32 protein-coding genes, 1 tRNA gene and 1 riboswitch are annotated in these 25,463 nt (G+C 30.8%); of the genes, 10 read left to right on the forward strand and 23 right to left on the reverse strand.

Annotated features, from left to right (window positions below; all coding sequences use genetic code 11):
* Nucleotides 1-359: 359 nt before the first annotated feature.
* Nucleotides 360-1,100, reverse strand: coding sequence for a YebC/PmpR family DNA-binding transcriptional regulator (locus C4R78_RS02215; protein ID WP_103895468.1), 741 nt, complete (start codon nt 1,098-1,100; stop codon nt 360-362).
* Between the two features lie 28 nt (nt 1,101-1,128).
* On the reverse strand, nt 1,129-1,860 hold the full coding sequence (gene nadE / locus C4R78_RS02220) for an NAD(+) synthase (RefSeq protein ID WP_103895469.1): 732 nt from the start codon (nt 1,858-1,860) through the stop codon (nt 1,129-1,131).
* A gap of 116 nt (nt 1,861-1,976) precedes the next feature.
* Between nadE and C4R78_RS02225 the strand changes: the two genes are divergently transcribed.
* Nucleotides 1,977-2,336: a sulfite exporter TauE/SafE family protein gene (locus C4R78_RS02225; protein ID WP_103895470.1), complete on the forward strand. Its 360-nt coding sequence runs from the start codon at nt 1,977-1,979 to the stop codon at nt 2,334-2,336.
* Entirely contained in the window at nt 2,333-2,707 is a 375-nt protein-coding gene (locus C4R78_RS02230) for a sulfite exporter TauE/SafE family protein (RefSeq protein ID WP_103895471.1), read from the forward strand. The genes C4R78_RS02225 and C4R78_RS02230 overlap by 4 nt, the downstream gene beginning before the upstream one ends.
* Before the next feature lie 81 nt (nt 2,708-2,788).
* Here C4R78_RS02230 and C4R78_RS02235 read toward each other — a convergent pair whose 3' ends face one another.
* On the reverse strand, nt 2,789-3,445 hold the full coding sequence (locus tag C4R78_RS02235; protein WP_103895472.1) for a YigZ family protein: 657 nt from the start codon (nt 3,443-3,445) through the stop codon (nt 2,789-2,791).
* 116 nt (nt 3,446-3,561) lie between these two features.
* Here C4R78_RS02235 and C4R78_RS02240 point away from each other — a divergent pair, with 116 nt between their 5' ends.
* Nucleotides 3,562-3,756, forward strand: coding sequence for a DUF1858 domain-containing protein (locus C4R78_RS02240; RefSeq protein ID WP_103895473.1), 195 nt, complete (start codon nt 3,562-3,564; stop codon nt 3,754-3,756).
* Nucleotides 3,757-3,770: 14 nt separating this feature from the next.
* Here C4R78_RS02240 and pdxR read toward each other — a convergent pair whose 3' ends face one another.
* The 4 genes from pdxR to C4R78_RS02260 all read right to left on the reverse strand — a co-directional run bounded on the left by pdxR (nt 3,771) and on the right by C4R78_RS02260 (nt 7,261).
* Nucleotides 3,771-5,186, reverse strand: coding sequence for a MocR-like pyridoxine biosynthesis transcription factor PdxR (gene pdxR, locus C4R78_RS02245; protein ID WP_103895474.1), 1,416 nt, complete (start codon nt 5,184-5,186; stop codon nt 3,771-3,773).
* A gap of 8 nt (nt 5,187-5,194) precedes the next feature.
* Nucleotides 5,195-6,040, reverse strand: a complete 846-nt coding sequence (locus C4R78_RS02250; protein ID WP_103895475.1) for a DegV family protein — start codon at nt 6,038-6,040, stop codon at nt 5,195-5,197.
* 15 nt (nt 6,041-6,055) lie between these two features.
* Nucleotides 6,056-6,949 carry a nucleotidyltransferase domain-containing protein gene (locus C4R78_RS02255; protein ID WP_103895476.1) on the reverse strand — a complete coding sequence of 298 codons (894 nt, stop codon included), beginning with the start codon at nt 6,947-6,949 and terminating at the stop codon, nt 6,056-6,058.
* A gap of 72 nt (nt 6,950-7,021) precedes the next feature.
* Entirely contained in the window at nt 7,022-7,261 is a 240-nt protein-coding gene (locus tag C4R78_RS02260) for a hypothetical protein (RefSeq protein WP_103895477.1), read from the reverse strand.
* 90 nt (nt 7,262-7,351) lie between these two features.
* Here C4R78_RS02260 and C4R78_RS02265 point away from each other — a divergent pair, with 90 nt between their 5' ends.
* Entirely contained in the window at nt 7,352-8,326 is a 975-nt protein-coding gene (locus C4R78_RS02265) for an alkaline phosphatase family protein (RefSeq protein ID WP_103895478.1), read from the forward strand.
* Here the strand turns inward: C4R78_RS02265 and C4R78_RS02270 are convergent, their stop codons facing one another.
* From C4R78_RS02270 to hflX, 3 genes are all read right to left on the reverse strand, one after another.
* Nucleotides 8,327-9,616 carry an amidohydrolase gene (locus tag C4R78_RS02270; protein WP_103895479.1) on the reverse strand — a complete coding sequence of 430 codons (1,290 nt, stop codon included), beginning with the start codon at nt 9,614-9,616 and terminating at the stop codon, nt 8,327-8,329.
* Nucleotides 9,617-9,717: 101 nt separating this feature from the next.
* Nucleotides 9,718-9,793, reverse strand: a tRNA-Gln gene (locus C4R78_RS02275).
* A gap of 89 nt (nt 9,794-9,882) precedes the next feature.
* Nucleotides 9,883-11,694, reverse strand: coding sequence for a GTPase HflX (gene hflX / locus C4R78_RS02280; RefSeq protein WP_103895480.1), 1,812 nt, complete (start codon nt 11,692-11,694; stop codon nt 9,883-9,885).
* A 138-nt stretch (nt 11,695-11,832) separates the two neighbouring features.
* On the opposite strand from hflX, the gene hpt reads away from it, so the two are divergent.
* From hpt to C4R78_RS02295, 3 genes are all read left to right on the forward strand, one after another.
* Entirely contained in the window at nt 11,833-12,360 is a 528-nt protein-coding gene (gene hpt, locus C4R78_RS02285) for a hypoxanthine phosphoribosyltransferase (RefSeq protein WP_103895481.1), read from the forward strand.
* Nucleotides 12,361-12,487: 127 nt separating this feature from the next.
* Nucleotides 12,488-12,811 carry a thioredoxin gene (trxA, locus tag C4R78_RS02290; RefSeq protein WP_103895482.1) on the forward strand — a complete coding sequence of 108 codons (324 nt, stop codon included), beginning with the start codon at nt 12,488-12,490 and terminating at the stop codon, nt 12,809-12,811.
* Nucleotides 12,811-13,656, forward strand: a complete 846-nt coding sequence (locus C4R78_RS02295; RefSeq protein ID WP_103895483.1) for an NAD(P)/FAD-dependent oxidoreductase — start codon at nt 12,811-12,813, stop codon at nt 13,654-13,656. The genes trxA and C4R78_RS02295 overlap by 1 nt, the downstream gene beginning before the upstream one ends.
* Before the next feature lie 17 nt (nt 13,657-13,673).
* On the opposite strand, the gene yunB is transcribed toward C4R78_RS02295, so the two are convergent.
* Both yunB and C4R78_RS02305 read right to left on the reverse strand, forming a co-directional pair.
* Nucleotides 13,674-14,348, reverse strand: coding sequence for a sporulation protein YunB (gene yunB, locus C4R78_RS02300; protein WP_103895484.1), 675 nt, complete (start codon nt 14,346-14,348; stop codon nt 13,674-13,676).
* 76 nt (nt 14,349-14,424) lie between these two features.
* A complete protein-coding gene (locus tag C4R78_RS02305) occupies nt 14,425-15,843 on the reverse strand; it encodes a glycosyltransferase family 2 protein (protein WP_103895485.1) in 1,419 nt (472 codons plus the stop codon).
* Between the two features lie 227 nt (nt 15,844-16,070).
* On the opposite strand from C4R78_RS02305, the gene C4R78_RS02310 reads away from it, so the two are divergent.
* On the forward strand, nt 16,071-18,335 hold the full coding sequence (locus C4R78_RS02310) for a transglycosylase domain-containing protein (RefSeq protein ID WP_103895486.1): 2,265 nt from the start codon (nt 16,071-16,073) through the stop codon (nt 18,333-18,335).
* A gap of 16 nt (nt 18,336-18,351) precedes the next feature.
* On the opposite strand, the gene spoVAEA is transcribed toward C4R78_RS02310, so the two are convergent.
* The 9 genes from spoVAEA to C4R78_RS02350 all read right to left on the reverse strand — a co-directional run bounded on the left by spoVAEA (nt 18,352) and on the right by C4R78_RS02350 (nt 23,269).
* Nucleotides 18,352-18,915 carry a stage V sporulation protein SpoVABEA gene (spoVAEA, locus tag C4R78_RS02315; RefSeq protein WP_103895487.1) on the reverse strand — a complete coding sequence of 188 codons (564 nt, stop codon included), beginning with the start codon at nt 18,913-18,915 and terminating at the stop codon, nt 18,352-18,354.
* 11 nt (nt 18,916-18,926) lie between these two features.
* Nucleotides 18,927-19,283, reverse strand: a complete 357-nt coding sequence (gene spoVAE / locus C4R78_RS02320) for a stage V sporulation protein AE (protein WP_103895554.1) — start codon at nt 19,281-19,283, stop codon at nt 18,927-18,929.
* Nucleotides 19,283-20,305, reverse strand: coding sequence for a stage V sporulation protein AD (gene spoVAD / locus C4R78_RS02325; protein WP_103895488.1), 1,023 nt, complete (start codon nt 20,303-20,305; stop codon nt 19,283-19,285). The genes spoVAE and spoVAD overlap by 1 nt, the downstream gene beginning before the upstream one ends.
* A gap of 4 nt (nt 20,306-20,309) precedes the next feature.
* Nucleotides 20,310-20,774 carry a stage V sporulation protein AC gene (spoVAC, locus tag C4R78_RS02330; RefSeq protein ID WP_103895489.1) on the reverse strand — a complete coding sequence of 155 codons (465 nt, stop codon included), beginning with the start codon at nt 20,772-20,774 and terminating at the stop codon, nt 20,310-20,312.
* 4 nt (nt 20,775-20,778) lie between these two features.
* The gene (locus C4R78_RS09380; protein ID WP_159945773.1) at nt 20,779-20,922 is read right to left on the reverse strand and encodes a hypothetical protein; all 144 of its coding nucleotides are present in this window, start codon (nt 20,920-20,922) and stop codon (nt 20,779-20,781) included.
* A 73-nt stretch (nt 20,923-20,995) separates the two neighbouring features.
* Nucleotides 20,996-21,745, reverse strand: a complete 750-nt coding sequence (sigF, locus tag C4R78_RS02335; protein ID WP_103895490.1) for an RNA polymerase sporulation sigma factor SigF — start codon at nt 21,743-21,745, stop codon at nt 20,996-20,998.
* A 13-nt stretch (nt 21,746-21,758) separates the two neighbouring features.
* Nucleotides 21,759-22,184: an anti-sigma F factor gene (spoIIAB, locus tag C4R78_RS02340; protein ID WP_103895491.1), complete on the reverse strand. Its 426-nt coding sequence runs from the start codon at nt 22,182-22,184 to the stop codon at nt 21,759-21,761.
* A 14-nt stretch (nt 22,185-22,198) separates the two neighbouring features.
* Nucleotides 22,199-22,534: an anti-sigma F factor antagonist gene (spoIIAA, locus tag C4R78_RS02345; RefSeq protein WP_103895492.1), complete on the reverse strand. Its 336-nt coding sequence runs from the start codon at nt 22,532-22,534 to the stop codon at nt 22,199-22,201.
* A 99-nt stretch (nt 22,535-22,633) separates the two neighbouring features.
* The gene (locus C4R78_RS02350) at nt 22,634-23,269 is read right to left on the reverse strand and encodes a TMEM165/GDT1 family protein (RefSeq protein ID WP_103895493.1); all 636 of its coding nucleotides are present in this window, start codon (nt 23,267-23,269) and stop codon (nt 22,634-22,636) included.
* A 37-nt stretch (nt 23,270-23,306) separates the two neighbouring features.
* Nucleotides 23,307-23,434: riboswitch (yybP-ykoY riboswitch) on the reverse strand.
* A 121-nt stretch (nt 23,435-23,555) separates the two neighbouring features.
* Here C4R78_RS02350 and speE point away from each other — a divergent pair.
* Entirely contained in the window at nt 23,556-24,383 is an 828-nt protein-coding gene (gene speE, locus C4R78_RS02355) for a polyamine aminopropyltransferase (protein WP_103895494.1), read from the forward strand.
* Nucleotides 24,384-24,406: 23 nt separating this feature from the next.
* On the opposite strand, the gene C4R78_RS02360 is transcribed toward speE, so the two are convergent.
* On the reverse strand, nt 24,407-24,946 hold the full coding sequence (locus C4R78_RS02360; protein WP_103895495.1) for a hypothetical protein: 540 nt from the start codon (nt 24,944-24,946) through the stop codon (nt 24,407-24,409).
* A gap of 104 nt (nt 24,947-25,050) precedes the next feature.
* Between C4R78_RS02360 and C4R78_RS09385 the strand changes: the two genes are divergently transcribed.
* On the forward strand, nt 25,051-25,191 hold the full coding sequence (locus C4R78_RS09385; RefSeq protein WP_159945774.1) for a hypothetical protein: 141 nt from the start codon (nt 25,051-25,053) through the stop codon (nt 25,189-25,191).
* Nucleotides 25,192-25,215: 24 nt separating this feature from the next.
* On the opposite strand, the gene C4R78_RS02365 is transcribed toward C4R78_RS09385, so the two are convergent.
* The gene (locus C4R78_RS02365; RefSeq protein WP_103895496.1) at nt 25,216-25,440 is read right to left on the reverse strand and encodes a glutaredoxin family protein; all 225 of its coding nucleotides are present in this window, start codon (nt 25,438-25,440) and stop codon (nt 25,216-25,218) included.
* Nucleotides 25,441-25,463 lie beyond the last annotated feature (23 nt).

Genomic DNA, 25,463 nt, shown 5'->3' on the forward strand with positions numbered 1-25,463 from the left:
AAAGGTTTAGAAATCGAATTCTTCATTGTTGTGTATAAACTTGTTAAACTATTAAATCTACAACAATTTTTAACGGCCTCGCGCAAAAAATTTAAGAAGAAAACCTTAGTCGACCTAAGTCAGTCTTTAAAGGTTTTCTTCTTAAACCTATACCAAACTACGTGCAAAAATAAACAATACGCTGAGCTTTTATAAAAGCCAACCTTTGATTGGCCTTTTTGTCATGCCCATTTTTAAAGCTTTTGCTTAAATTAATCTCAATTACATAAAAACTCCTTGGAAATTAGCAAGGGCGGGCATCTGAATAATTTGCCCACCCCAACTATTGACATAGAACCTTCCTTAAAAGGAATGTAGCTTTACTCTCCCCATCCTTCTGGGAATTCAGCGTTATGCCAAACGTTTTGAACATCATCATTTTCTTCTAATTTATCAAGGAGCTTTTCAAACTTTTCAGCAGCTTCGTTATCTAAAGAAACATATGTGCTTGGTATCATTGAAATTTCTGCTGAGGCTAATTTTATTCCATTGTTTTCTAATACCTCTCTAACTTTTGAAAAATCTTCAGGTAAAGTTATTATTTCATATGAATCCTCTTCAGCTGAAAAATCTTCAGCTCCTGCATCAAGTGCCATCATCATAAGAGAATCTTCATCAATTCCATCTTCTTTTTCAACTATAATTAATCCCTTCTTTTCAAATAAGAAGGATACACATCCAGTTGCTCCAAGGTTTCCGCCATATTTTTCAAATATATGTCTTATATCTCCTGCTGTTCTGTTTCTGTTATCAGTTAAAGCTTGAACTATTACAGCAACACCATTTGGACCATATCCTTCATAAATTATTTCTTCATAATTAACATCTTTAAGTTCACCGGATGCTCTTTTTATTGCCCTTTGTATATTCTCCATAGGCATGTTGTTTGCTTTAGCCTTTGCAATAACATCTCTAAGTTTTGGATTTGCATCTGGATTTGGTCCACCCTCTTTAACTGCAACTTGAATTTCTTTTCCTATTTTAGTAAATAACTTTCCTCTTAAAGCATCTTGTTTGCTTTTTCTATGTTTAATATTCGCCCATTTTGAATGTCCTGCCATAATCATTCCCCCTTAAAAGTTTGTTGCATTATCTACTGCTTGGCACAAAAATTTTAGGCATTTCCCTTTTATGTTGACTTTTTCTATTAAGTTCATCAACAATTCTTTTAACTTTTTCTGTTGCATTTCCTGTAAGAATATATTCATCAAGCTCTTTATATGTTATACCCATTTCCTTTTCATCCGTTTGATTTTCCCAAAGCCCAGCACTTGGAGCCTTGTTTATAATTTCCTCTGGAACATTAAAATATCTTGCAAGTTCCCAAACTTCATGTTTTACAAAAGATGCAAGAGGCATTATGTCGACTCCACTATCTCCATATTTAGTAAAATATCCTACCGTAAGTTCACTTCTATTTCCTGTGCCTGCAACAAGGTAATTATAAAGGGCTGCATGATAATACAAAGTAGTCATTCTAAGTCTTGGCTTTATGTTAGCAAGAACCAACCTATTTTCATTTCCCGTTGCCCCAACGGCTTTTAAAATAGCATCATAAACTTCATCTAAAACTACTTTTTTGTATTTTATACCTAATTTGTTTACTAAAAGCATCGCATCTTTTTCATCCTGAAGATTGCTGTAACAAGGCATAATAATTCCTAAAGTATCATTTGGAAAAGCCTTTTTAGAAGCAGCAGCAACAACAGCTGAATCAACTCCACCACTTATTCCAACTACGATTCCTTTAGCTGCAGCTTCATATACTCTTTCTTTTAACCATTCAACAAGTTCGTTAGCAACCCTTTCTACGTCAAACATTTTCAAATACCTCCTAGAACTTTCTTTTAAGATATTAGCATAATAATAATTAACTTTCAAGCTTCAAAAGGTATAAAAAAAGCAATTAAATTTAAAAATAATTTATAGGTGATATTATGAAAAAAAGTTTTAAAGTTGCATTAATAGGTATATTAACAGGTATGTGTAATGGATTATTTGGAGCTGGAGGAGGAACTTTGTTAGTGCCTTCTATGAATCATATACTAAAAATAGAACAGCACAAATCCCACGCAACAGCAATTGCCATAATACTGCCTTTATCAATTATAAGCTCCATATTTTATATTTCAAAAAACATGGTTGACTGGAATTTAACATTAAAAGTAGTAATATCAAATTCAATTGGAGGTTTTATAGGAGCAAAAATACTAAACAAATTTACTGATGGAACTTTAAAATTGATATTTGGAATATTTATGATAATAGCTGGAATAAGGATGGTGTTTTTTAAGTGATAATTTTTATTGTTAGTTTAATTTCAGGTATAATAAGCGGTATGGGAATTGGAGGAGGAACTATTTTAATTCCAGCCCTTATAATATTTTTTAACATAAAGCAACATATAGCTCAAAGTACTAACTTAATAATATTTATTCCAACTTCCATCGTAGCTCTTTATTTTCACACAAAACAAGGCAATGTTGTAAAAGATGTTTTAAAAAATCTTATAATTTTTGGGATAATAGGATCTATAATAGGTTCTTTTTTGGCAGTTAGCATAAAATCAGATATGTTAAAAAAAATGTTTGGAATATTTCTTCTTATAATGGGAGCTTATGAAATATACTTAAGCAAAAAAGAAAAAGCTCACCCTAAACAAAGGTGAGCTTCAAATTCCATACCTTTTTAATAAACTCTTACATTTAAACTAAAGGTTGAAATCTAGAACAACGCTTTTTTATCCTTATCAGTCCTGCACCTTTATTATTTGATCATTTTCATCAATAAATACAAGCCTATGTCCAACAACCTTTATAATATCATTTCCATTCATAAGTTCAATTATGTCTGAATGAATCTTTTCAAAATTTTCTTCAAGACATACCACATTCATTTTTATATTTTCTAAATACTCTGTATTTAATATTTTTACATTTTTATTTTGTAGATAATGATTTATTTTTCCATACTTTTCATAATCTAAAACTATTTTAAATTCCACTCCCTTTTTTCTTTTTACCTTCTTAGCAGCATCTACCCCTTGTTTACAAGATGCGCTATACGCTCTAACTAGTCCTCCTGCTCCTAATAAAATTCCTCCAAAATATCTTGTAACAACAACCGCAACATCATTAAGTCCTTCTCTTTTTAGAACTTCCAAAACTGGGGGTCCTGCCGTTCCTTGAGGTTCACCATCATCAGAATAACGCATAGAAATTCCATTATTAGTAATATAAGCATAAACATTATGGGTAGCATCTTTATATTTTTCCTTTATTGAGTTTATAAATTCAATTGCTTCTTCTTCATTTTTAACTCTTTTTATATTGCATATAAATAGTGATTTTTTTTCTTCAAAGGAAACCTCTACTTGATTAAGAACAGTCCAATCTTCCTTTAACATTATAATCACCCTCTAAATAACAGTTTTTAACAAAATTCTGACTAATATAGTTGTATTTTTGTTTAAATTATGTTAAGATAAATTAAGCTTAAAATATTGCATAAGGAGGTAACTTTATGATAACAAAAGATATGAACATTATCGATATAGTTCAAAAATACCCTCAAACAGCTCAAGTTTTTGCAAAATATGGAATGGGCTGTTTAGGTTGCATAGCAGCTAGATATGAAACATTAGAACAAGGTGCTCTTGCACATGGAATTAATCTAGATGCTATGCTAAAAGACTTAAACGAAGCAATAAAAGGCTAATAAATTGCCAGGTTTTAACCTGGCAATTTATTTTTCTCATAGCATTCCTTTAATATTCTTATACCCTCTTTAATTTCGTCTATTTTAGTTTGAGCAAAGCTAAGCCTTATATTGTTACTGCTTCGTGAATCTAAATAAAATACATTTCCTGGTGCTAAAATTACCCCATTTTTTTTAGCAAAATAAGCTAAAATAGAAGAATCTATATCTGTTTTAATCCAAAAATGAATTCCTCCATAGGGTTCTTTAAAATCTACAAAATAAAGCTTACTAAGATTTTCTTTCATAATCATATATCTTTCAAAATAAATATCTTTTAACTTTTTTAAATGACTTGTCCAAAAACCTTCCCTAATATATAAATCAAAAGCTCTTTGAATTAAGCTAGACGTAGAAATATCAGAGTTTTGTTTTAAAAAGATTAAATTCTTAGACATATTTAAAGGTGAAACTAAAACTGCAATCCGCAATCCAGGCATAAATATTTTAGAAAAACTTTTTATAAAAATAACCCTATCACAAAAGTCTAAAGACTTTAAAGGTTGAGCATCTTTATTTCCAAAATTTACTTCCGTTAAAAAATCATCTTCAAGAATAAATACATTATATTTCTGAGCAAGATTTAAAAGAGCAAGTTTTTTTTCAAAGCTATATGTTATAGATGTAGGATTTTGAAAATTAGGCATTACATATATTAATTTTACCCTATGTCTTTTTAAAACCTCCTCAAGCTCATCTATATCAATTCCATCCTCCAAAATAGGAACCTCTATTATATTAGCCCCTCTATTTTTAAATACAGCAACCGCACCTGTATATGTAGGGCTTTCAACAACAATAGTATCATTAAAATTAATTAACGCTTTTGCAACCAAATCTATGCCCTGCTGTGCTCCAGATATTATGCTTACGTTTTCTATTTGCGTTTCAATACCACATTCTTTAAGATAATCTGTTATAGATTCCCTTAAAAAATAATATCCTTGAGGATCAGCATAAGTAAACGCATGGGCTCCATCCCTATCTAATACTTTATTAATAACAAGTTTAAATTCATCAACGGGAAAGAGATTTGAATGGGGAGTTAAGGTTGAAAAATTAATTCCTTCATTTATGCTAAATTCATCTTTTTTGTGTAATACCGTTATATTTTCTGAAAAAAATTCAATCTTTTCTTCACTTTTTTTTAAAACATAAGTTCCACTTCCGACTTTTGTATAAATATAACCTTTTTGTTCTAAAAGTCTATAAGCATTAACAACTGTACTTGCATTAACCCCTAATTTTTTAGAAAGTTCCCTTATAGTAGGAAGCTTTTCATTTGGTTTTATAGCACCATCTTCTATTAAATTTTTAAGTTTTTCATAAAGCTGAACATACTTTGGCTCGTTTGAATAATCATCAAGTTTTATGCCATCATAAAATTTCATAAAACCACCTATTTTCTCATAAAAAATAGTGCTACCGTTCCTTCTCCAACATGACTACCTATAGTAGGACCTATTTCTGATATGAAAAATTCTCTAATTTTAAAATTCTTTTCAATCTCATTTTTTAGCTGCATGCAAAAATCATCATTTCCTGAAAAAGATAAACCTATAACTTGATTTTCTATTTCATATCCCCTCTCCTCAATGGTCTGAATCATTTTCTTTATGACTGCCTTTTCTCCCCTTACTTTATCATATGGAACAATCTTACCATCATCAAATTGAAGAACAGGCTTTATATTTAATAAGTTACCTATCAAAGCTTTAGAGCTTGAAATTCTTCCTCCCCTTTTTAGCATTTCAAGATTACCAACAGTAAAAATATATTCCATTCTATCCCTCATATAAATTACTCTATTTAAAATTTCTTCCCTTGTCTTTCCTTCCTTTACCATAAACGCAGCTTCTCTAACTATAAGTCCATACCCAACAGAAGCACCCTTTGAATCTATAACATCTATTTTATCACTTCCTAACTCTTCCTTTGCAATTAAAGCCGATTGATAGGTTCCACTAATACCAGAGGATAAGCTAATGTAAATTACATGATAACCTTCCTCTAGAAATTTTTTAAACTCTTCTATAAATCTATTCGGAGTAATTTGAGAAGTTTTGGGAAGACCTTTAAAATTTTTTAGCTTTTCATAAAATTCTTGTGGAGTAATAGTAACTCTATCATAGTAGGCTTCTTCATCAAAAAAAACCATCATAGGAATTATATGAACACCAAGCTCCTGTGCATAATCCCTTTTAAGATCGCACCCACTATCTGCAATTATTTTTATCTTATTCATAATCCACCTCCAAAATTAGCAAACATAATAAACTATTTCTTCTATGAGTTCTTCATCACCACGAGTTTTCAAACTCCTTAATGTTTGATTTATAAAACCTTTTTTAGCTAAAAATTCTAAAAGCAAGTTTAAATTTCCATCTATTTGTCTAAATTCATCAGCACTTTTTATATCATTAACAGATACGAAATCCTTTTTCTCTTTTAAAAACTCTATTATAGGATAAGATATATCCTCTATATTCTGATCTAAATATTTGCAAACCGACTCAATAATAATGCTTATTTTTTCTTTCAATGTAATACCAGAATTAATAACATCAAATAACCTTTCTATATTTTCATCCATGTTAACTGCAAATGATAAAATATCTTTATCCGTTATATGTCCCATCATGTTAAGCTGAAGCCTTGCAAAATTTGTTATTAAATCAACTATCCACTGAAATGAGGTTTCATATTTACCAGTTACATAATATTTCCTAGAATAGTGTAAGCAATTTAAAATATTACATAATATCTCTATATTCCTTATGCTCCTATCCCTATCATAATAAAATCTTATGGAATTATAAATATCTTTTATATCATCATCTAAACAATAAACAAGCTTTCCAGTGAAAAATGCCTTATGAAATGTTCCACCTTTAAGTAAATTTTTATAAGATTCTATAAATATATCTTTAGAAACATAATTTACCTGAACAGGAACATTATTTATTTTACTGTAAATATTAATCATTTTATTTTGCTCCTTAGTTATAACAAAAAAGTCTATATCAGACTCTTCCCATAAATCTCCTGAAACAATACTTCCGTAAACAATAATAGCTATAACATTACTATTATTTTTTAACTTATTAAAAGCCTTTTCATAAGCTTCTTGATATATTTTTACTATATTACTCACGTCTTCCCTCCCCCGTTTTTAAAATATGCTTAATTTATTATATAATTTTAACTAAAACATTGTAAAGTATAGTCACTTTTTTATATTATAAAATCCCTCAATTGTTCTATAACCACAATTTTGACAAAATAACACATGCCTGCATATATAACTTGGATCGCCATCGCTAAGATCTGTTATTTCATACGGTAAATCAGCTGAATAACTATCATAATAATTTTCTATCCTGTCTAAAATTTCCATATAACTTCCACAGGATGGACAAACCCTTTTATATTCAACCAATCCATTACATACAGGACAAATAAGCATAAAATTCACCTCTTTAGATTATTTCTAAAAATAATTTTCCCTTCCCGCTTTAACTTAATACTTTTTGGAAAACTAATATTAGGTGATAATATGAAGATATTAGCTCAAATTTTTATTTTTATATTTTTATTTTTAACATCCTATAATATGTTTTTAAATTTTCAACTTAGCAAGTTTACTTTTATTGATAATCAAAAAAATAATAAAAAGGTATGTATAATTTTAATTGACGGGCTTAGATTGGATGCTATAAAATATATGCCTTTTATAAAAAAACAAATAAATGAAAAAAAAGCCCTATTTTATAAGTCCTCTTGTTTTATTCCTTCACTGTCAAGACCAGGATATGTAAGAATATTTTCAGGCTCTTCAACAAAAATAAACGGAGTTTCAAAAAATTTTTATCCTATTCCGTCAACTATTCCAGATATATTTTTACTATCAAGAAAAAAAGGGCTTAAGACAGCCCTTTGTGGATATTACTGGATTTACGAACTTTATCCTTTTTCCTTTAATTACAAATATATATACTTTAATGATGACTCAAACATTTTTACAAAGGCTTTAAATATCATAGATAAACATAAACCCGACCTTATCTTAATTCACCCCATGAAAGTAGATAAAGCTGGACATAAATACGGAGGAATATCCTTAAATTATAAAAAAGCCTGTATAGAAATAGATAACGATATTCAGAAACTTTATGAAAAAATTAAAAATTATACCATAATCATAACCTCGGACCATGGTCATAAAGATAAAGGTGGGCATGGTGATGATAACTTAAAATGTCTTGAAATACCAATTATATTTTTAGGTAATTTAAAAGATATAAAGTTTTATGAAAAAGTATCAACAACACAACTTGATATTTCACCTACAATATGTGATATATTAAACCTTCCTAAAACCCCTTATATGGAAGGCAAATCATTAGTTATATGCAACAATATGACCTTTCAAAATAAGAAATTTAAAAACATAAACAAGGTACCAGTAGCTTTAATTTTAATATCTTCCTATGTTAGTTATTTAGCTACTAAAATTATTTTTAGAAAATAATTACAACCTACTCAAAACATCTTTAAAAGATTTATTAGCCTTAAATATTACTTTTTCTTCATCAAGCACTTTTATTTCATAATTTTCCATAACGACTTTACCGTTTATAATAACGGTTTTTACATCAGATCCCTGAGCTGAAAACACAATATTAGAGTATACATCAGTTTTAGGATTTAAATGAGCCTTATTAAAATCTATAAGAATTATATCAGCATAAAAACCTTCCTTTATATATCCTAAATTGTTTTCCATTCCTATCGCCTTTGCTGCATTAACTGTCGCTAACTGTAAAGTTTCAAAAGCATTTAATGCAGTTGCATCACTACAGTTTAACTTTTGAAGAAGGGATGCAGTCTGCATTTCTTCTATCATATTTAAATTATTATTACTAGATGCCCCATCGGTTCCTAAAGCAACATTTATTCCTTTTCTAATCATTTTTACAACAGGAGCTACTCCACTTGCCAATTTCATGTTGCTCTGAGGATTATATACAGCTGTAAAATCGTAATTTAAAAGCATCTCCATATCAGCATCATTTAAATAAACACAATGGGCTGCCAAGGTCTTATTTTTGTCAAATAATCCAGTTTCATAACAAACAAAAGCTGGAGAAAGACTATATTTATCTTTTGTAATATAAACCTCATCCTTTGTTTCTGCAATATGTATATGTATAGGAATATTTAATTTTCTTGCAACCTCTCCTACTTCCTTTAAACATTCAAAGGAACATGTATAGGGAGAATGAGGTGCAATAAATATTTTTACCATTTCATCATGTTTAAATTTTTCAAATAAGCTTATAGTATCCTCCACCTGTCCTTGCCATCCATCACCTATAATAGGATTTCCTAAAAATCCCCTTATGTTAGCTTCTTTGCAGGCCTTTGCAATAACATCTTCTTTAAAATACATATCTACAAAAGATGTAGTCCCGCTTTTTATCATTTCAATTATTCCTAAAAGAGCACCATTATATATATCTTCTTCCTCCAATTTTGCTTCAAAAGGCCAGATTTTCTCCTTCAACCACCTCATAAGGGGTAAACCCTCTCCATATCCTCTAAGCAAAGTCATAGGAACATGTGTATGACAGTTAATAAAACCTGGTAAAGCAATACATCCTATTCCATTTATTTTCTTTAAATTTTCTTTTTCACCTTTAAAGCTTCCACTTTTAACCTCTTTTATTATTCCATCTTCTATATATATGTATCCTTCATCTATAAAATTATTTTCTTCCATAGTAATAATTCCCACATTTTCAATAAGAAGTTTATCCATATTAATCCTCCTAAAGCATTTTTATATATTATATTCAAAACATTTAAAATTTTCAATAATATAGTCATAAAAAATAATGGGGTGGATACTCCACCCCATTATGGCTGCCGAGGTAGGACTCGAACCTACGACTGCCTGATCCAGAGTCAGGTGCCTTACCAACTTGGCTACTCGGCATCATCACTTATTATTATAGCATATCTTCCCAAGATTTCAATATATGATTTAAACAAACTTTAAAGCTCCCAAAGGTAAATCCCTTAGGGTTATTCAATAACAAAATCCTTAACCTTTCCAAACACATCTAACGTAGTATTTATATAAACAATAATACCATCCTGAGTATACTCTTCTTTTTCAACACAATTATTTCCATGTAAATAAGAAACTAATTTTGTTTGTGAATAAGGTATTAAAAGTTTTGCCTTTATCATATTTTTATACACATTTTGCTGTATAACATCAAGCAATAAATCTAAATTTACTCCTTCAAGGGCAGAAATCTCAACAATATCATTATCATTAAACTTGCTCCTTAAAAGCTCAACATTTTCAACTGGAGCAACGTCAATCTTATTTAAAACTAATATAGTCTTCTTAGATGCTGCTCCAATTTCATTTAATACAGAATTTACAACTTTAATTTGAGCCTCTGCATTCTTATTAGATGCATCTACAACATGCAGAATAAGATCACTATATACTATCTCCTCAAGAGTTGATTTAAAAGCCTCAACAAGTTCATGAGGTAGCTTCCTTATAAAACCTACCGTATCAGATACAAGAACTTCCTTTCCATTGGGTAAATTTATAAGCCTTGTTGTTGTATCTAACGTTGCAAAAAGCATATTAGCTTCTAAAACTTTTTCTTTGTCAACTCCTGCAATTTCACAAAGCTTATTTCTTAAAGTAGATTTTCCTGCATTAGTATAACCAACAATTGACACAACAGGAATCTCATTTGAAATTCTTCTTTCCCTTTGAACCTGCCTTGTATTTCTTACAGCCTCTAATTCCTTTTCAAGATCATTAATGCGTCTCATTATATGCCTTTTGTCTATTTCAAGCTTCTTTTCTCCAGGTCCTCTTGTTCCTATTCCTCCACCTGTTCTTGACAGCATAGCTCCAAAACCTGTAAGTCTTGGAAGCCTATACTTTAGCTGAGCAAGTTCCACTTGAAGTTTTCCTTCTTTTGACTTTGCCCTTTGAGCAAAAATATCAAGTATTAAAGCAGTTCTATCGATAACTTTACATCCTAAAATTTCTTCAAGATTTCTAATTTGCGCCGGACTTAACTGATCATCAAATATAACGGCATCTGCCATAAGGCTTTGTCTTATAAGGCTTATCTCCTTAGCTTTTCCACTTCCTATATAAGTTGCAGGATCTATCCTATTCTTTTTTTGAAAAACTTTATAAACAACCTCTGCTCCAGCTGTCTCTGCAAGTTCTTTAAGCTCTTCTAAAGATTCCTCAATGGTGTATAAATCATCATTACCTGCAGCAACTAAAATAACCCTTTCCTTTTTATTCTCCTCTAATACAAATATTCTATCTTCCAATTTATCTTCTAATTCCTTTATAAGCTTTAAAACATCAAATGTTTCTATCATATTAACATCATAAGGCCCTAAAACATCTGCCCTTTTAGAAAGCCTTCCATCAATTACACTTATAAGTCCTATAGAAAAATCAATAGGTTTGCCTTCATCTACTCCAACAGCTATCATCATGTCAAATTTTAAGCTCACAAGAGCTGTAATATCAACTGCTGAAAGATCTCCTCTTCCAGAAGGATGAGTATGAATACACCTTATCCCCGAAAGGCCCCCTTCTTTTCTTTTTTCATATATTTCCTCAAGGCTTACAGTTGCACTATCTCCAACAGCAACATCAATTATTCTACCTCTTCTATTTACATATATTGCAATTTCTCTTTTTAACTCCCATGAGATTCTTGATATAACATTTAAAACTTCTTTAGAAATTATTATATTCTTATCAATTTCAATATCAAGTAAAGCTTCAAGCTCATTAATAAATGCTTTTTTTATTCCTTCTAAATTTCCTCTTATCATATAATCACCCCACAAAAATATTATACATAATAAATTTATATTAAACAATTGCTATAGAAACCTTGACAAAACTATAACTTTAACTTATATTAATTCTTAACAAACTTCCAATATAAAAACAAATATGGAGGGAAAAAGATGGAGGTTAGTAATAAAAAAGAAAATATACTAATAAGCTCAGAAGAAATTGCTAAGAAAGTTGCAGAGCTTGGCAAAAAAATTTCTGAAGATTACAAGGATAAAAAACTTTATGTTTTATCACTCTTAAGAGGAAGTTTCATATTCACTGCTGATCTTGTAAGACATATCGATGTTCCTGTTAAAATAGGATTTATGGCTACTTCAAGCTATGGTCATGGCGAAGTAAGCAGCGGTCAAGTAAAAATAGTTCAAGATATAACTGATAACATTGAAGGATATGATGTTTTGATAGTTGATGATATTATCGACACAGGCATTACTATGAAATTTGTTATGGAATATATCAAATCTAAAAATCCTGCAAGCGTTAAATCCTGTGTTCTTTTAGATAAACCTGAAAGAAGAAAAGTTGAAATAACTCCTGATTATTGCTGCTTTACAATCCCTGATGTATTTGTAGTAGGATACGGTTTAAATTATGGAGATTACTATAGAAATAAGCCATATATATTTAATTGGGAATAAAGCACCTAAAATGGTGCTTATTTTTTTAATATTTTATAGAAATAGTTGACAAAATAAAAATAAAGTAATATGATAATAATAGAACACCCCCTAGGGGTATGTTAATAGAATTAAAGGAGGAATAACTATGATAATACACGTTACTGACGCTGATTTTAATGAAAAAGTATTAAATTCAGATAAGCCAGTTTTAGTTGATTTTTGGGCTGAATGGTGTGGACCATGTAGAATGTTAGCTCCTGTTCTTGAAGAGGTTGCAAATAACCTTAGCGAACATTTAATAGTTGCAAAACTTAACGTAGATGAAAATCCAATGACAGCTTCACTTTATGGTATTTCCAGCATACCAACTCTTGTTCTATTTAAAGATGGCAAACCATTGGGTAAACTTGTAGGATTTAGGCCTGCTGAACAAATTGAAAACGCTATAAAAGGAGCGCTAGGACTATAATGTTTGATATAGCGGTAATTGGCAAAGGCCCTGCTGGCATTTCAGCAGCTATAAATGCCTTTGCAAGAAACAAAAGCGTTGTGATTTTTGGGGGCGACAGCAAAAAAGTTTTGCTTAGCCCCCATATTCCTAATTACCCTGGTTTGCCAGATATTAAAGGTTCTGAACTTATGGAAAAATTAAATGACCATTTAAATAAAACAAACGCTAAAATCATAAATAAAACTGTTCTTGCTGTATACGCAATGGGAAAACACTTTTCAATTCAAGCTGAAAACGACTTTTATGAAGCAAAAGCTGTTATACTCACAACAGGAGTAGATTTTAAAAAATCCATAGAAAACGAAGATGTATTTTTAGGAAACGGAGTAAGTTACTGTGCTACATGTGATGCTCCTCTTTATAAAGGCAAAACAGTAGTAGTTATTGGATACAACCATGAATCAATTGAAGAAACAAATTTCCTTGCAGAAATCTGTAGCAAAGTTTATTTTGTTCCAATAATAAAGGGAGAATTTAAATTTAAAGACAACGTTGAAATAATAAACGATATTCCTATAAAATTTGAAGGTTCTCTAAAAGCTGAAAAATTAATTTTAAAAAATACAACCATTGAAGCCGATGGATTTTTCGTATTAAAAGACAGTTTACCTTTAACAAGTTTAGTTCCTGGACTTGAAGTTGACGGTCCCCATGTTGTTGTAAATAGAAAAATGGAAACAAATATAAAAGGATTATATGCAGCAGGAGACGTAGCGGGTAAACCATATCAAATTGCAAAAGCAATAGGAGAAGGTCAAATAGCAGCTTTAAATGCAGTAGAATATCTAGATCAATTAAAATAAAAGGGGCAAATCCCCTTTTATTTTTTTATGTTATACTTCTTTACATCTTTGCTTACATTTTCAGTTTTTATTTCCGCATAGGTTTCTGGAACCTTTCCAACAATTATACTTTCTGCAATAGGTATACTTGAAGTTACCGTCACACTATTTCTTGCAAGTGGAACAATAACTTGAACCGTAGCCGAAACATCAAGATACACTATATGCCTTGTTTGATTTATTCCTGCTGAAATAAATTCAGATCTATAAGATGTTAAAACTGAACCTATAGGCCTCATTTTAAAAGGAATTTTAGGACCATAATTTGATAAAATTTCTATACCTGTAAGAACAGCAAGAGGAATCTCTACAGTTTTTTCCTTTATATCTGCAATCCTTTTTTGCACTTCAAGAGCAATTTGTGAACCTATGACGTTAAGTTCAACTGTATTAGCCTGTATCATCACAATATTTCCATCCTTATCTGTCTTGACAGTCATTATATCATCATACGATATTTTATTAGCAAATTCAAATTTAACCGTATTATTTATAGTTTCTGCTGCTGTTATCCTTGCCTCTTGATCACAGTAAGCAATAAGAGTTGGCCTTAAAAAATAATTTAAATAAATTAAAAGTAAAACAGACATAAAAATAAACATTATAACATAAATAAAAATAATCATCTTAAAATTTCTCTTTTTCCCTTTCATAAAACTCAGCCTTTATATTGCTATTATAAATTATATGAAACCTTTACAAAAAATATTAAGGCAGGATAAACCTGCCTTATGCTATAGATTCATCTAAGTTTTCAATTTCACTTATGCTAATTTGTCTTGTATGTTTAGTATGAGCCCACTCTTTATTATCTTTATCTAAAATTCCTTGAATAGTTATTGGAAGCCAAGTTAAAGTATATATTCCATATAATAAATACCAAATAAACATCTTAAAGGCAAGCTTACCTTCAAAGTTTTTAATAACTAACATAAATGACCCTAAAAATATAGCATGGGCTAAAACAATATAAATAAGCTTTGAATCTGGATCAAACATATAATCAAAAATAAAAATATTTAAAGAATACAGTGAAAAATATACAAGAAGCTTTTTAGACAATTTATTTTCCAGATACATAACAAAAGGAGTAAATAAAAACTGGAATACACTTAAAATCTTCCAAACTATTGGAGAAAACAAGTAACTTATTATAAAAATATTCATTCCATCAGCACTATAACCTTGAAGCATCGTTAATATAGTAGATAAACCAAAAGCAACTATTATAAATGGCTGAATTGTATATAAAGCACAGTCAAAAGCAACAAAATCTCTATCTTTAATAGCTTTTTTCATAAGTTTAAAGAAAAACCTTGAAGCAACATCAGCAAACCCCTGCATCCATCTTTTTCTTTGTCTCCAAGACTGTTTTAAAGTTAAAGGTTTTTCATCATATACAACCGCGTTATGAGCCCAACCAACCTTTTGTCCATTTAACACCAACTTGCAGGTAAACTCTAAATCTTCTGTAAGGCAAGTTGCTCCCCACCCTATTTCTTTTAATACCTCCATATCAATGCAAAAACCAGTTCCACCTATTTGATTTGAAAGCCCTAAGTTTGACCTTGATAATTGGAAAAGCCTATTAGCAGTCCAAAAGGAGATCGAATAAGATTCTGATATCCAAGAATCATGTGGATTTTTACTATCTATATATCCTTGAACAACCTTATAACCTTCCTTTAACTTTTTATTTAACTCCTTTAGAAAATTCCTTGAAGCTAAATTATCAGCATCAAATACCACTACAGCATCATATTTTTTATCCATATTAAATAGAATATTAAACATCCATTCAAGAGCATATCCTTTACCTTTTTTTACATCATCAAACCTTTCATAAACTATAGCTCCATGCTCTCTTGCGATTTTTGCTGTATTATCAGAACAATTATCAGCAATTACATATATGTCATATAGTTCTTTAGGATAGTCCATTAGCTTTAAACTATCTATTATGTTACCAATCACCATCTCTTCGTTGTGGGCAGCAACTACTAAAGCAAAAGATTTTTCAGGAGCTACATCCTTTGAATTTTCCTTCTTTTTATAAAGCCCAAAAAAAGATATAACTAAATAATACAACATAATTATAAACACGCCCATTTGAAAGAAAAAAGTAATATTATAAACTAATCCCTTCATGTCAATTCCTCCATAAATATTATTTGTTTAAGTTTAAAATAAGTATACCAAAAACCTACTTTCACATTTATTATACATCCACATTTATCCCTTCAAAAGTAAACTATCTTAAAGTTAAAAATTTATTTACAAAACCGAAAAAAATAATACAAATTAATATATATAGATAATGGTATTGAGATTTGTTATAATAAACTTATGCATCCTATACACTAAGGGGGATTATTATGGTCAAAAAAAGAAAAAGTAAAAAAAGAGGAGTTTTAAATATACTTCTTATAATACTACTCTCTATATTTTTATTTACAATTGCTGCAGGAATTGGAATAACTTTAGCTATAATAAAATCTGCTCCAGAAATAGATGCAAACATTTTGGATAACTTAAAACAAAGCAGCAAAATATATGACAAGGATGGAAATTTTATAGAAGACTTTTCAGATATTCAAAATAGAACTATAGTGCCTTTAAACAAAATACCTAGACACGTCCAAAATGCATTTATAGCCATTGAGGATGAAAGATTTTGGAAACACCACGGGATAGACCCAAAAAGAATATTAGGAGCTATATGGTATGATATAAAAACAATGTCAAAAGCTCAAGGTGCCTCAACCATAACTCAACAGCTTATTAAAAACATAGCTTTATCTCCTAAAAAAGACTTTTCAAGAAAAATTCAAGAAATGTATCTTGCCCTTCAACTTGAAAGAAAGCTTAGCAAAGAACAAATACTTGAGGCATACCTTAACACAATATATCTTGGTGGAAATGCCTATGGAATTCAAGCTGCATCAATGTATTACTTTGGAAAAGACGTAAGTGAACTTACCGTTGCAGAAGCCGCATTAATTGCCGGACTTACACAAAGCCCATATAAGTATTATCCTTACAGCAAAAAAAATAAGGAAAATCCTAAGGTATATTTGGACAGGCAAAGGACAGTTCTTAAAAAAATGCTGGAACAAGGATATATAACACAATCTGAATATAATGAAGCTATAAATCAAAAACTTGTTTTTAAAAGCAAAGAATCATCAAACACAATGAAATATCAATGGTTTATAGAAGCTGCAATAGATCAGATTGCAAAAGATATGGCAAATAAGCTTAATATATCTGAAGGAGAAGCAAAACAAAAGCTTAGGACAGGAGGATATAATATATATCTTACCCTTGATACTAAAATTCAAAAAGCAGCTGAAGATATATTGAATAATGATAGTTATTTTAAACAATTTAAATTGCAACCATATTCACCAGATGAAAAATCTCCAGAGATTATTCAGCCTCAAGCTGCTGCTGTAATAATGGATCCCTTTACAGGAGAAGTTAGGGCATTAGTTGGAGGTAGAGGTCCTCATCCTTTAAGATCTATAAACAGAGCAACTGAAGTTAAAAGGCAACCAGGTTCTGCTATAAAACCTCTTGCAGTTTATGCTCCAGCTATTGATTTAAAAATAGCAACTGCAGCAACAGTAATAGATGATACACCATTTTCTAAAGATCTTTTAGCATTAACTGGAGGGTGGCAACCTAAAAACTACGACTTCTCATATCGAGGAAAAGTAACTGTAAGAGAAGCAATTACACGTTCTATTAACGTAGTTGCATCTAAACTTTTGTTAGAAATTGGTATATCAAACTCTCTTAATTATTTACAAAATAAATTCCATATATCAACAATTACAAACTCAGACAAATATGTAGCTCCTTTATCCCTTGGTGGACTTACAGAAGGAGTTTATCCAATAGAAATGGCTGCAGCATATGGAGTTTTTGCAAATAAAGGAATATACTCAGAACCTATATTATATACATTAGTTACTGATAGATATAACAATATTATACTAGAAAAAAAACCAAATCAAACAAAAGCTATATCAAGTCAGGCAGCTTATATAATGCTTGACATGATGAAAGATGTTGTAAGAAAACCTTATGGAACAGGGTCAAGAGCTCGTTTTGGCTCTATGCCTGTTGCAGGAAAAACAGGAACGACTTCAGATTATACTAACGTATGGTTCTGTGGGGTAACCCCATATTATTCAGGAGTTGTATGGATAGGACATGATAAACCAAACAAATCAATTCCAGGACTTAAAAGCTCCCTTGCAGCTAAAATATGGGGAGATATAATGAAGCATGCCCATGAAGGATTAAAAGTTAAGGACTTCCCAAGGCCAGCAGGATTAATATATGAAAAAGTTTGTCCTATATCTGGAAAGTATCCAAATGAATATTGTCCTAAAACGATTACAGAAATATTTATAGAAGGAACTCAACCCGTTGAGATTTGTGATTATCATTCTGCTCCTTCTTTACCTAATGAAACAACTCCAAACCAAGATAATACACAAATTAACCAACAGGATAATGCTCAAAACAACAATCAGCAAAATAATACTCAGCAAGATAATACTCAGAATAATACTCCTCAACAAGATAATCCTCAAAATACACAACAAAATACAAATATAACTTCACAATAAAAGGGCCATATGGGCCCTAATTTTTTTTCTTTTCCTCATAAAGCTTTATAATCTCTTCCATTGCCTTTGTCATAATAGGTGCTCCAAATTCTACATCATCGCATCCATTCATCTTTCCAGGATCTCCAACTCCAACCACCAATACATCATAGTCATTTAATACATCAACTGTATCTCCTTTTAATACTTTATTATGCTTTGGAATTCCATCTTTATCAACAGCTTGATAAGTTACATTTCCATCCTTATCTATAGAAATATCCACTTTAACTCCTCTAACTTGGTTTGTATTAGAAGCAACAGCTATAACTCCCATTACCTCAACTTCATTAGAGTTTAAAATATATTCCATGGCAGTTTCTCCATCTCCTTTATGGGTATTTCCCCTATCATCTACCATAACCACTACAGGATCATAGGGAGTTTGCTTTATAAGCTCTACTATCTCCTCTCCAGATAAAACAGTTGGATTACCTGCAGACCTTGAAATACACCTTGCACCAATGTTTTTAGCCGCTGTTTCAACGGCCCTTTGGGCCATTAAATCTCCATCGGTGACAATTATAACTTTCTTTTTCATTTAATCAACTCCTAATTCTTGGTCTTAGGATTAAAAAGAAGAGCCATTATATATCCAAAGAATATAGCCGCTGCTATACCTGCTGCAGTTGCTTTAACTCCACCTGTAAAAGCTCCTATTATACCATACTTTTCAACTTCCTTAATAGCTCCTTTTGCTAAACTATATCCAAAACCTGGAAGTGGAACTGTGGCTCCTGCTTTCCCTATTTTCACTAAAGGCTCATAAAGACCTAAAGCCCCTAAAATAACTCCAGCAGTTACAAAGTAAACTAATATTCTTGCAGGAGTTAGGTTAGTTTTATCCATTAATATTTGTGCAACTACACATATGCTTCCTCCTACAATAAAGGCCCAAACATAATCCATCATATTCCCACACTCCTTTCAATGGTAATAGCGTGGGCTATACCTGGTATAGATTCTCCTTGCTGTGTGCTTGTAGGACTTAATAAAGCTCCAGTTGAAACTATCATTATCCTATTTAAATTTCCACTCATAAATTGAGAATATAAATATCCTGCAAAAACTGCTGCCGAACATCCACACCCGCTACCTCCTGCATGAACATCCTGAGTAGAAAGGTCAAATATTTCAATGCCTGCATCGGTAAACTTACTGCTTATATCATATCCATTTTGCTTAATTATATCTACTGCTATTTCCATTCCTATCTTAGCTAAATCCCCTGTCATTATTAAATCATAATCCGCAGCATTAAATCCTGTATCTTTAAGATGTCTTAAAATAGTATCAGCTGCAGCAGGTGCCATTGCTGCTCCCATATTGTTTGCATCAGTTATACCAAAATCAACTACCCTACCTGTTGTTATATATGTTACATAGGGCCCATTTCCTTCTTTTCCAAGAATAACTGCTCCTGCACCAGTAACCGTCCACTGAGATGTAGGCGGTCTTTGATTTCCATGCTCTAGAGGAAATCTAAATTGTCTTTCTGCTGAAGAAAAATGGCTTGATGTAGCAGCAATAGTTATGTCCGCAAATCCTCCATCTATCATCATAGCTGCAAGACTCATAGATTCAGTTAATGTAGAACAAGCACCGTATAATCCAAAGAAAGGAATACCAAGTTCCCTTGCAGCAAAACTCGATGAAATTATCTGGTTTAAAAGGTCACCAGCAAAAAAATAATCCACTTTATCTGGAGTTAAATTAATTTTATTCATGGCAAGCCTTACTGCTTCCCTTAACATCTTTGATTCAGCCTTTTCCCAAGACTTTTCTCCAAACAAATCATCTTCAAGAATTATATCAAAATAATCCTTTAAAGGTCCTTGACCTTCCTTTGGTCCAACTATAGTGGCAGTAGATAAGATAGATGGAGGATTTTTTAGTTTAACAGTATGAAGCCCTATTTTCTTTTCAGCCATATTTTCACCTCGCAAGTATTTTGATAATGTAATATATTATTCCAACCAATATAGAAGATGATATTCCGTAAACTAAAATAGGACCTGCTATAACAAACATCTTAGATCCAACTCCAAAAATATAACCTTCTCTTTTGTATTCCATAGCAGGTGAAACTATAGAATTTGCAAAGCCAGTAATAGGAACTATAGAGCCTGCTCCTGCATATTTGCCTATGTTATCATAAACACCTATTCCTGTTAAAAACGCCCCTAGAAAAACCATAACCGTAGCTACATAATAACCAACATCATCCTTAGAAACTCCAAGGGATAAAAATAAATTCATAAAAAACTGACCTACATCACATATCAACCCTCCAACTACAAAAGCAAATACTGCATCCTTTAAAATAGAAGATTGAGGAACTTTTTTCTGAACTATTTGTTGATAGGTATTTTTAATTTCATTCTCTTTACGTTTTTCCATTCTATCACCTTGCTTCCTTTATTTTTTCATTTTCTCCTATAATAAAAGACTCTAAATTCACTTTACATTTATCATAATCAAATCTTAAAAGCTTATCCTCTTTTTGCTTTATGGTTGACACCTCTATCTTCTTATGTTCATAATACATACCTGCACCTCCGGCTACCATTATTTTTCCCTAAATACAAAAAAAAAATACAAAAAATCCGGAATTATCCGGATTACTCTAAAGCTTGTTTTATTAAATTTAAAACCTTTTTTTCTATTCTTGAAACCTGAACCTGAGATATTCCAAGCATTTTAGCAACTTCGCTTTGGGTTAAATCTTTAAAATATCTTAAAAATATAATTTGCCTTTGTTTAGGCTCAAGTTTGTTTATAATCTCTTTAATAGCAAGTTTATCTATAGTATCTCCTTCAGAGGTTTCTCTTTCACTTATCTTATCTATAAGAAGAACAGGGGATCCATCATCCTGATGTATTGTATCGTAAAGATATTCAGGACCATTAAGGCTTTCTAAACTTAAAACCACATCTTCAGAAGTGATACAAAGTTCCTGTGCAATTTCTTCAATAGTTGCCTCTCTTCCTAGCTGTTTTGCAAGTTTTTCTTTTGCTTGTTTTACTTTTTTTGCAGTTTCTTTCATATTTCTACTAACCTTTATAAGTCCATCATCCCTTAAAAATCGTCTAACTTCTCCTAAAATCATAGGAACAGCATATGTAGAAAATTTCACATTTTGATCTACCTTAAAATTCCTTATAGCTTTTATAAGCCCTATACAACCTATTTGAAAAAGCTCTTCATAATCAAAACCCATATTTACAAATCTTCTTATTACAAGATTTACTAACCCTAAATTGCTTTTTACTAATATCTCCTGGGCCTCCTTATCTCCATTTTGGCTTTTTATAATTAAGTCATAAACATCTTGACTATCCAAAAATTTTGTGGGCGAGTCATTACACATAAAAATTCCCCCATCATACTGATTTAAACTCCTTTGTCATAATAACCCTTGTCCCTTTTCCTGGCTCTGATTCAACTTCTAAAGTATCCATAAAAGTTTCCATAACAGTAAATCCCATACCTGATCTTTCAAGTTCAGGTCTTGACGTATAAAGGGGTTGTCTTGCAAGCTCTATATCTTCAATTCCTTTCCCATAATCTATAACTTCAACAGTTAACTTTCTTCCTTCAATTTTACACTTTAAAACTATAGTCCCTTGAGTATTTTCATACCCATGTATTATGGCATTTGTTACCGCCTCTGAAACTGCAGTTTTTACATCTGAAAGTTCTTCTATTGTAGGATCAAGTTGAGATGCAAAAGCAGCAACAACTACCCTTGCAAAAGCTTCATTTTGGGATTTACTTGGAAATTCCAATTTCATTTCATTTTCAAACATATTACATCCCCCTTTTAGAATTCCACTAAAGCTTTTTGTAAACTATCATATTCTTTTATTATCTTAAAAAGTCCTCCAAGCTCAAAAACCTTTTTTACATGCGGTTTTAAATTTATTAAAGCAACTTTTCCGTTAAACTCTTTAACCTTTTTATATCTTCCAATTACAACTCCTATTCCAGAACTGTCCATAAAGTTAACTCCTGCAAAGTCAAAAATAATTTTATTTAATCCTGTCTCATCTATCTTGTTATCAAGCTTTATTCTAACTTCCTCCGCTGAATGATGATCTAGTTCTCCAATCATTTTAACTATAAGAACATCGTCTTTTTTATCAAAAACTAGTTGCATCATAATCCCCCCTTAAAAAAATCACAGTATATATATTCTATAAAAACCATAAAATTCCTTCTAAGTATAAAAAAAAAGATAATTAAGTAGTAATACCACTTAACTATCTTTTTTAAACTTAACAAAATAAACCATAATTCCAACTGTAATAGTTATAAGCAAAAAAACAGCAATATTTAATAAAGAATACAAAGTTGATAAACCAAAAATTATAAAAACAAATCCTGCTACAAGCTTTATATAATTTTCAGGTATTTTACTTCCTATATAACTTCCAAATAAAAATCCTAAACTATCTGCTATAAACATACCAATAACTGCTCCTATTAAAACCGATACAGGACTTTTAAGTTGTGCTGCTAAAGTAAAAGCCATTATTTGAGTTTTATCTCCAAGCTCTGCTAGAAAGAAAGCCAAAGCCACTGTAACAAAATTAGGAAGTTTAAGTTTTGTTTCCTTTACCTCTTCTTCATCTTCATCATCTTCCTTTAAGGTCATTATACCAAAAGCTATAAATAAAACTCCAGCAATTATTTGAATAAGTTTCATAGGAATTAAATTCCCTATACTGCTTCCTAGTAAAACTGCAATAACGTTAAGTAAAATTGTTGCTATAAATATGCCTATCGCGGCATCCCTTACTTTATATTTACTTGCAAGGGCTGCTGCAAGAAGCTGTGTTTTATCTCCCATTTCAGCAATTAACACTAAAAACAATGTTTTGATAAAAGCCATAATATCCCTCCTTATAATTAGTTTTTACAAATTAAAAAACCTTTAACACAATGCAAAAGCATTGTGTTAAAGGTCTCGCTTGCTTTAAAGCAGATAAAGCCAGGCCAAAGGCCAGCATGTTGACTTTATCACCCATTTGGGCAGCTACTCCCCTTTAACATCTACAATAAATTATAATAAAGTTATAAACGTTTGTAAATATGATGTTTTTATATTTCTCTTGATAATAACTAAAATAAATGTTAAAATCCTATATTGTATAGTATAACAGAGGGAGGAAAACGCTATGGAAATGTGGCTTAAAGAAATGCAAATTGAAGGCGCAGCTATGACTTACAAAGTAAAAGAAACTCTCGTAAGAAAAAAAACTCAGTACCAAGACCTTGCAATAGTTGATACTGAAATCTTTGGAAGAATGCTTGTTCTTGACGGAATAGTTCAAACAACAGTTAAGGATGAGTTCGTTTATCATGAAATGATAACACACATTCCTCTCTTTACACACCCAAATCCAAAGAAGGTACTAGTTGTAGGTGGCGGAGATGGCGGTGCAATAAGAGAAATATTAAAGCATAAGAGCGTTGAAAAAGCTGTTCTTTGTGAAATTGACGGAGATGTTATTGAAGAATGCAAGAAATATCTTCCAGAAATAAGCTGTGCTCTTGATGATCCAAGATGTGAAATATTCGTTGGAGATGGAATACAATACGTAAAAGAACATAAAAACGAATTCGATGTTATAATAGTTGACTCAACAGACCCCTTTAGCATTGCTGAAGGATTATTCGGAGGAAACTTCTATAAAGATATATACAACGCATTAACTGAAGATGGTATATTTGTTGCTCAAACTGAAACTCCATTCTACTTACCAGAAACAGTAAAGAAAGTATTTAATGATGCTAGAAACATATTCCCAATAACTAAATTGTTCATGGCTGCAATTCCTACATATCCAGGAGGATATTGGAGCTTTACAATAGGTTCTAAAAAGTACGACCCAACAGAAGTTGATATAACCAAAATACCAGATTTAGATACAAAATATTATACTCCAGAAATTCACAAAGCTTGCTTTGTATTACCAAAATATATTCAAGAATTAATAAAATAGGCCTAAGTGATACAGCTTAGGCCTTAACTTTTTATCATATCTTCAACAAGCTTACTTTTTTCACATCTTCCTAAACTTAAAAGCCTGTAATAAATTTTTTTTGCCTCTTCCTTTTTATCATTTAAAATATAGGTTCCAATAAGTTTTATTAAAAACTTCTCTTCAATTTTTAAATTATCATTTTTTAAAATTTCCTCTACAACTTTTTTAAAACTTTTATAGGCATTTGCATAATCCTTCATGTTATAATACTCAACAGCTATTTTAATATGTAATAATAATCTTTCATTATAATTTAAATTCTCTAATTTTAGCCCTTCCTTTAATGTTTCCAATGCCTTCTTTTTGCTAAAAAGACTTTTTCTTTGATAAACTCTATTTATATCCTTTAAGTCTTTAATTGGCCTTGTTGATTCGTAAAAAACAAAAATTAATATAAATAAAATAAGTATAACACTTCTAATGTTGTAAGGTAGAAAGTTTAATTGGTTTGAAAAAATTAATAACAAAATTATTATACTAAAAAATATTAACATGCTTTTTAATCCCTTTTTATCTATCATGTTTTCCCACCTTTTAATAAGTATCTAGGTAATATTATACCAGACTTTTAATAAAAATTTATAATTTACACATAATTTAATTAGAAAAAGATGGAGGTGAGCATATGGTAAGAAAAAGCAAAAAGTATATTGTTGGTAAAGAACTTCCAACTGCATCTAAAAGATATAAAATAGGCCCCGGGATTGACCTTATAGATGAAAAATTTAGGGAAACCTTTGGATACAGAAAAAATGATATAAAATAAAGGACTGTCTAAACCGACAGTCCTTTACAAAGCCCTATCTATAGCTTCTTTATCAAAACCAACTATTATCTTACCATTTATATCTATAACTGGAACTCCCATCTGTCCTGATTTTCTTACCATTTCCATAGCTGCAGCTTTATCTGCTGCTACATTCTTTTCTGTAAAAGGAACATTCTTTTCTCTTAAATATTCCTTAACCCTTGTGCACCATGGACAAGTTGGTGTTGTATAAACTATAACTGCCATATTTAACTCCTCCTTTATACCTA

This window comes from Caloramator fervidus (assembly GCF_900108045.1).
Taxonomy (GTDB): Bacteria; Bacillota; Clostridia; order Clostridiales; family Caloramatoraceae; genus Caloramator; species Caloramator fervidus.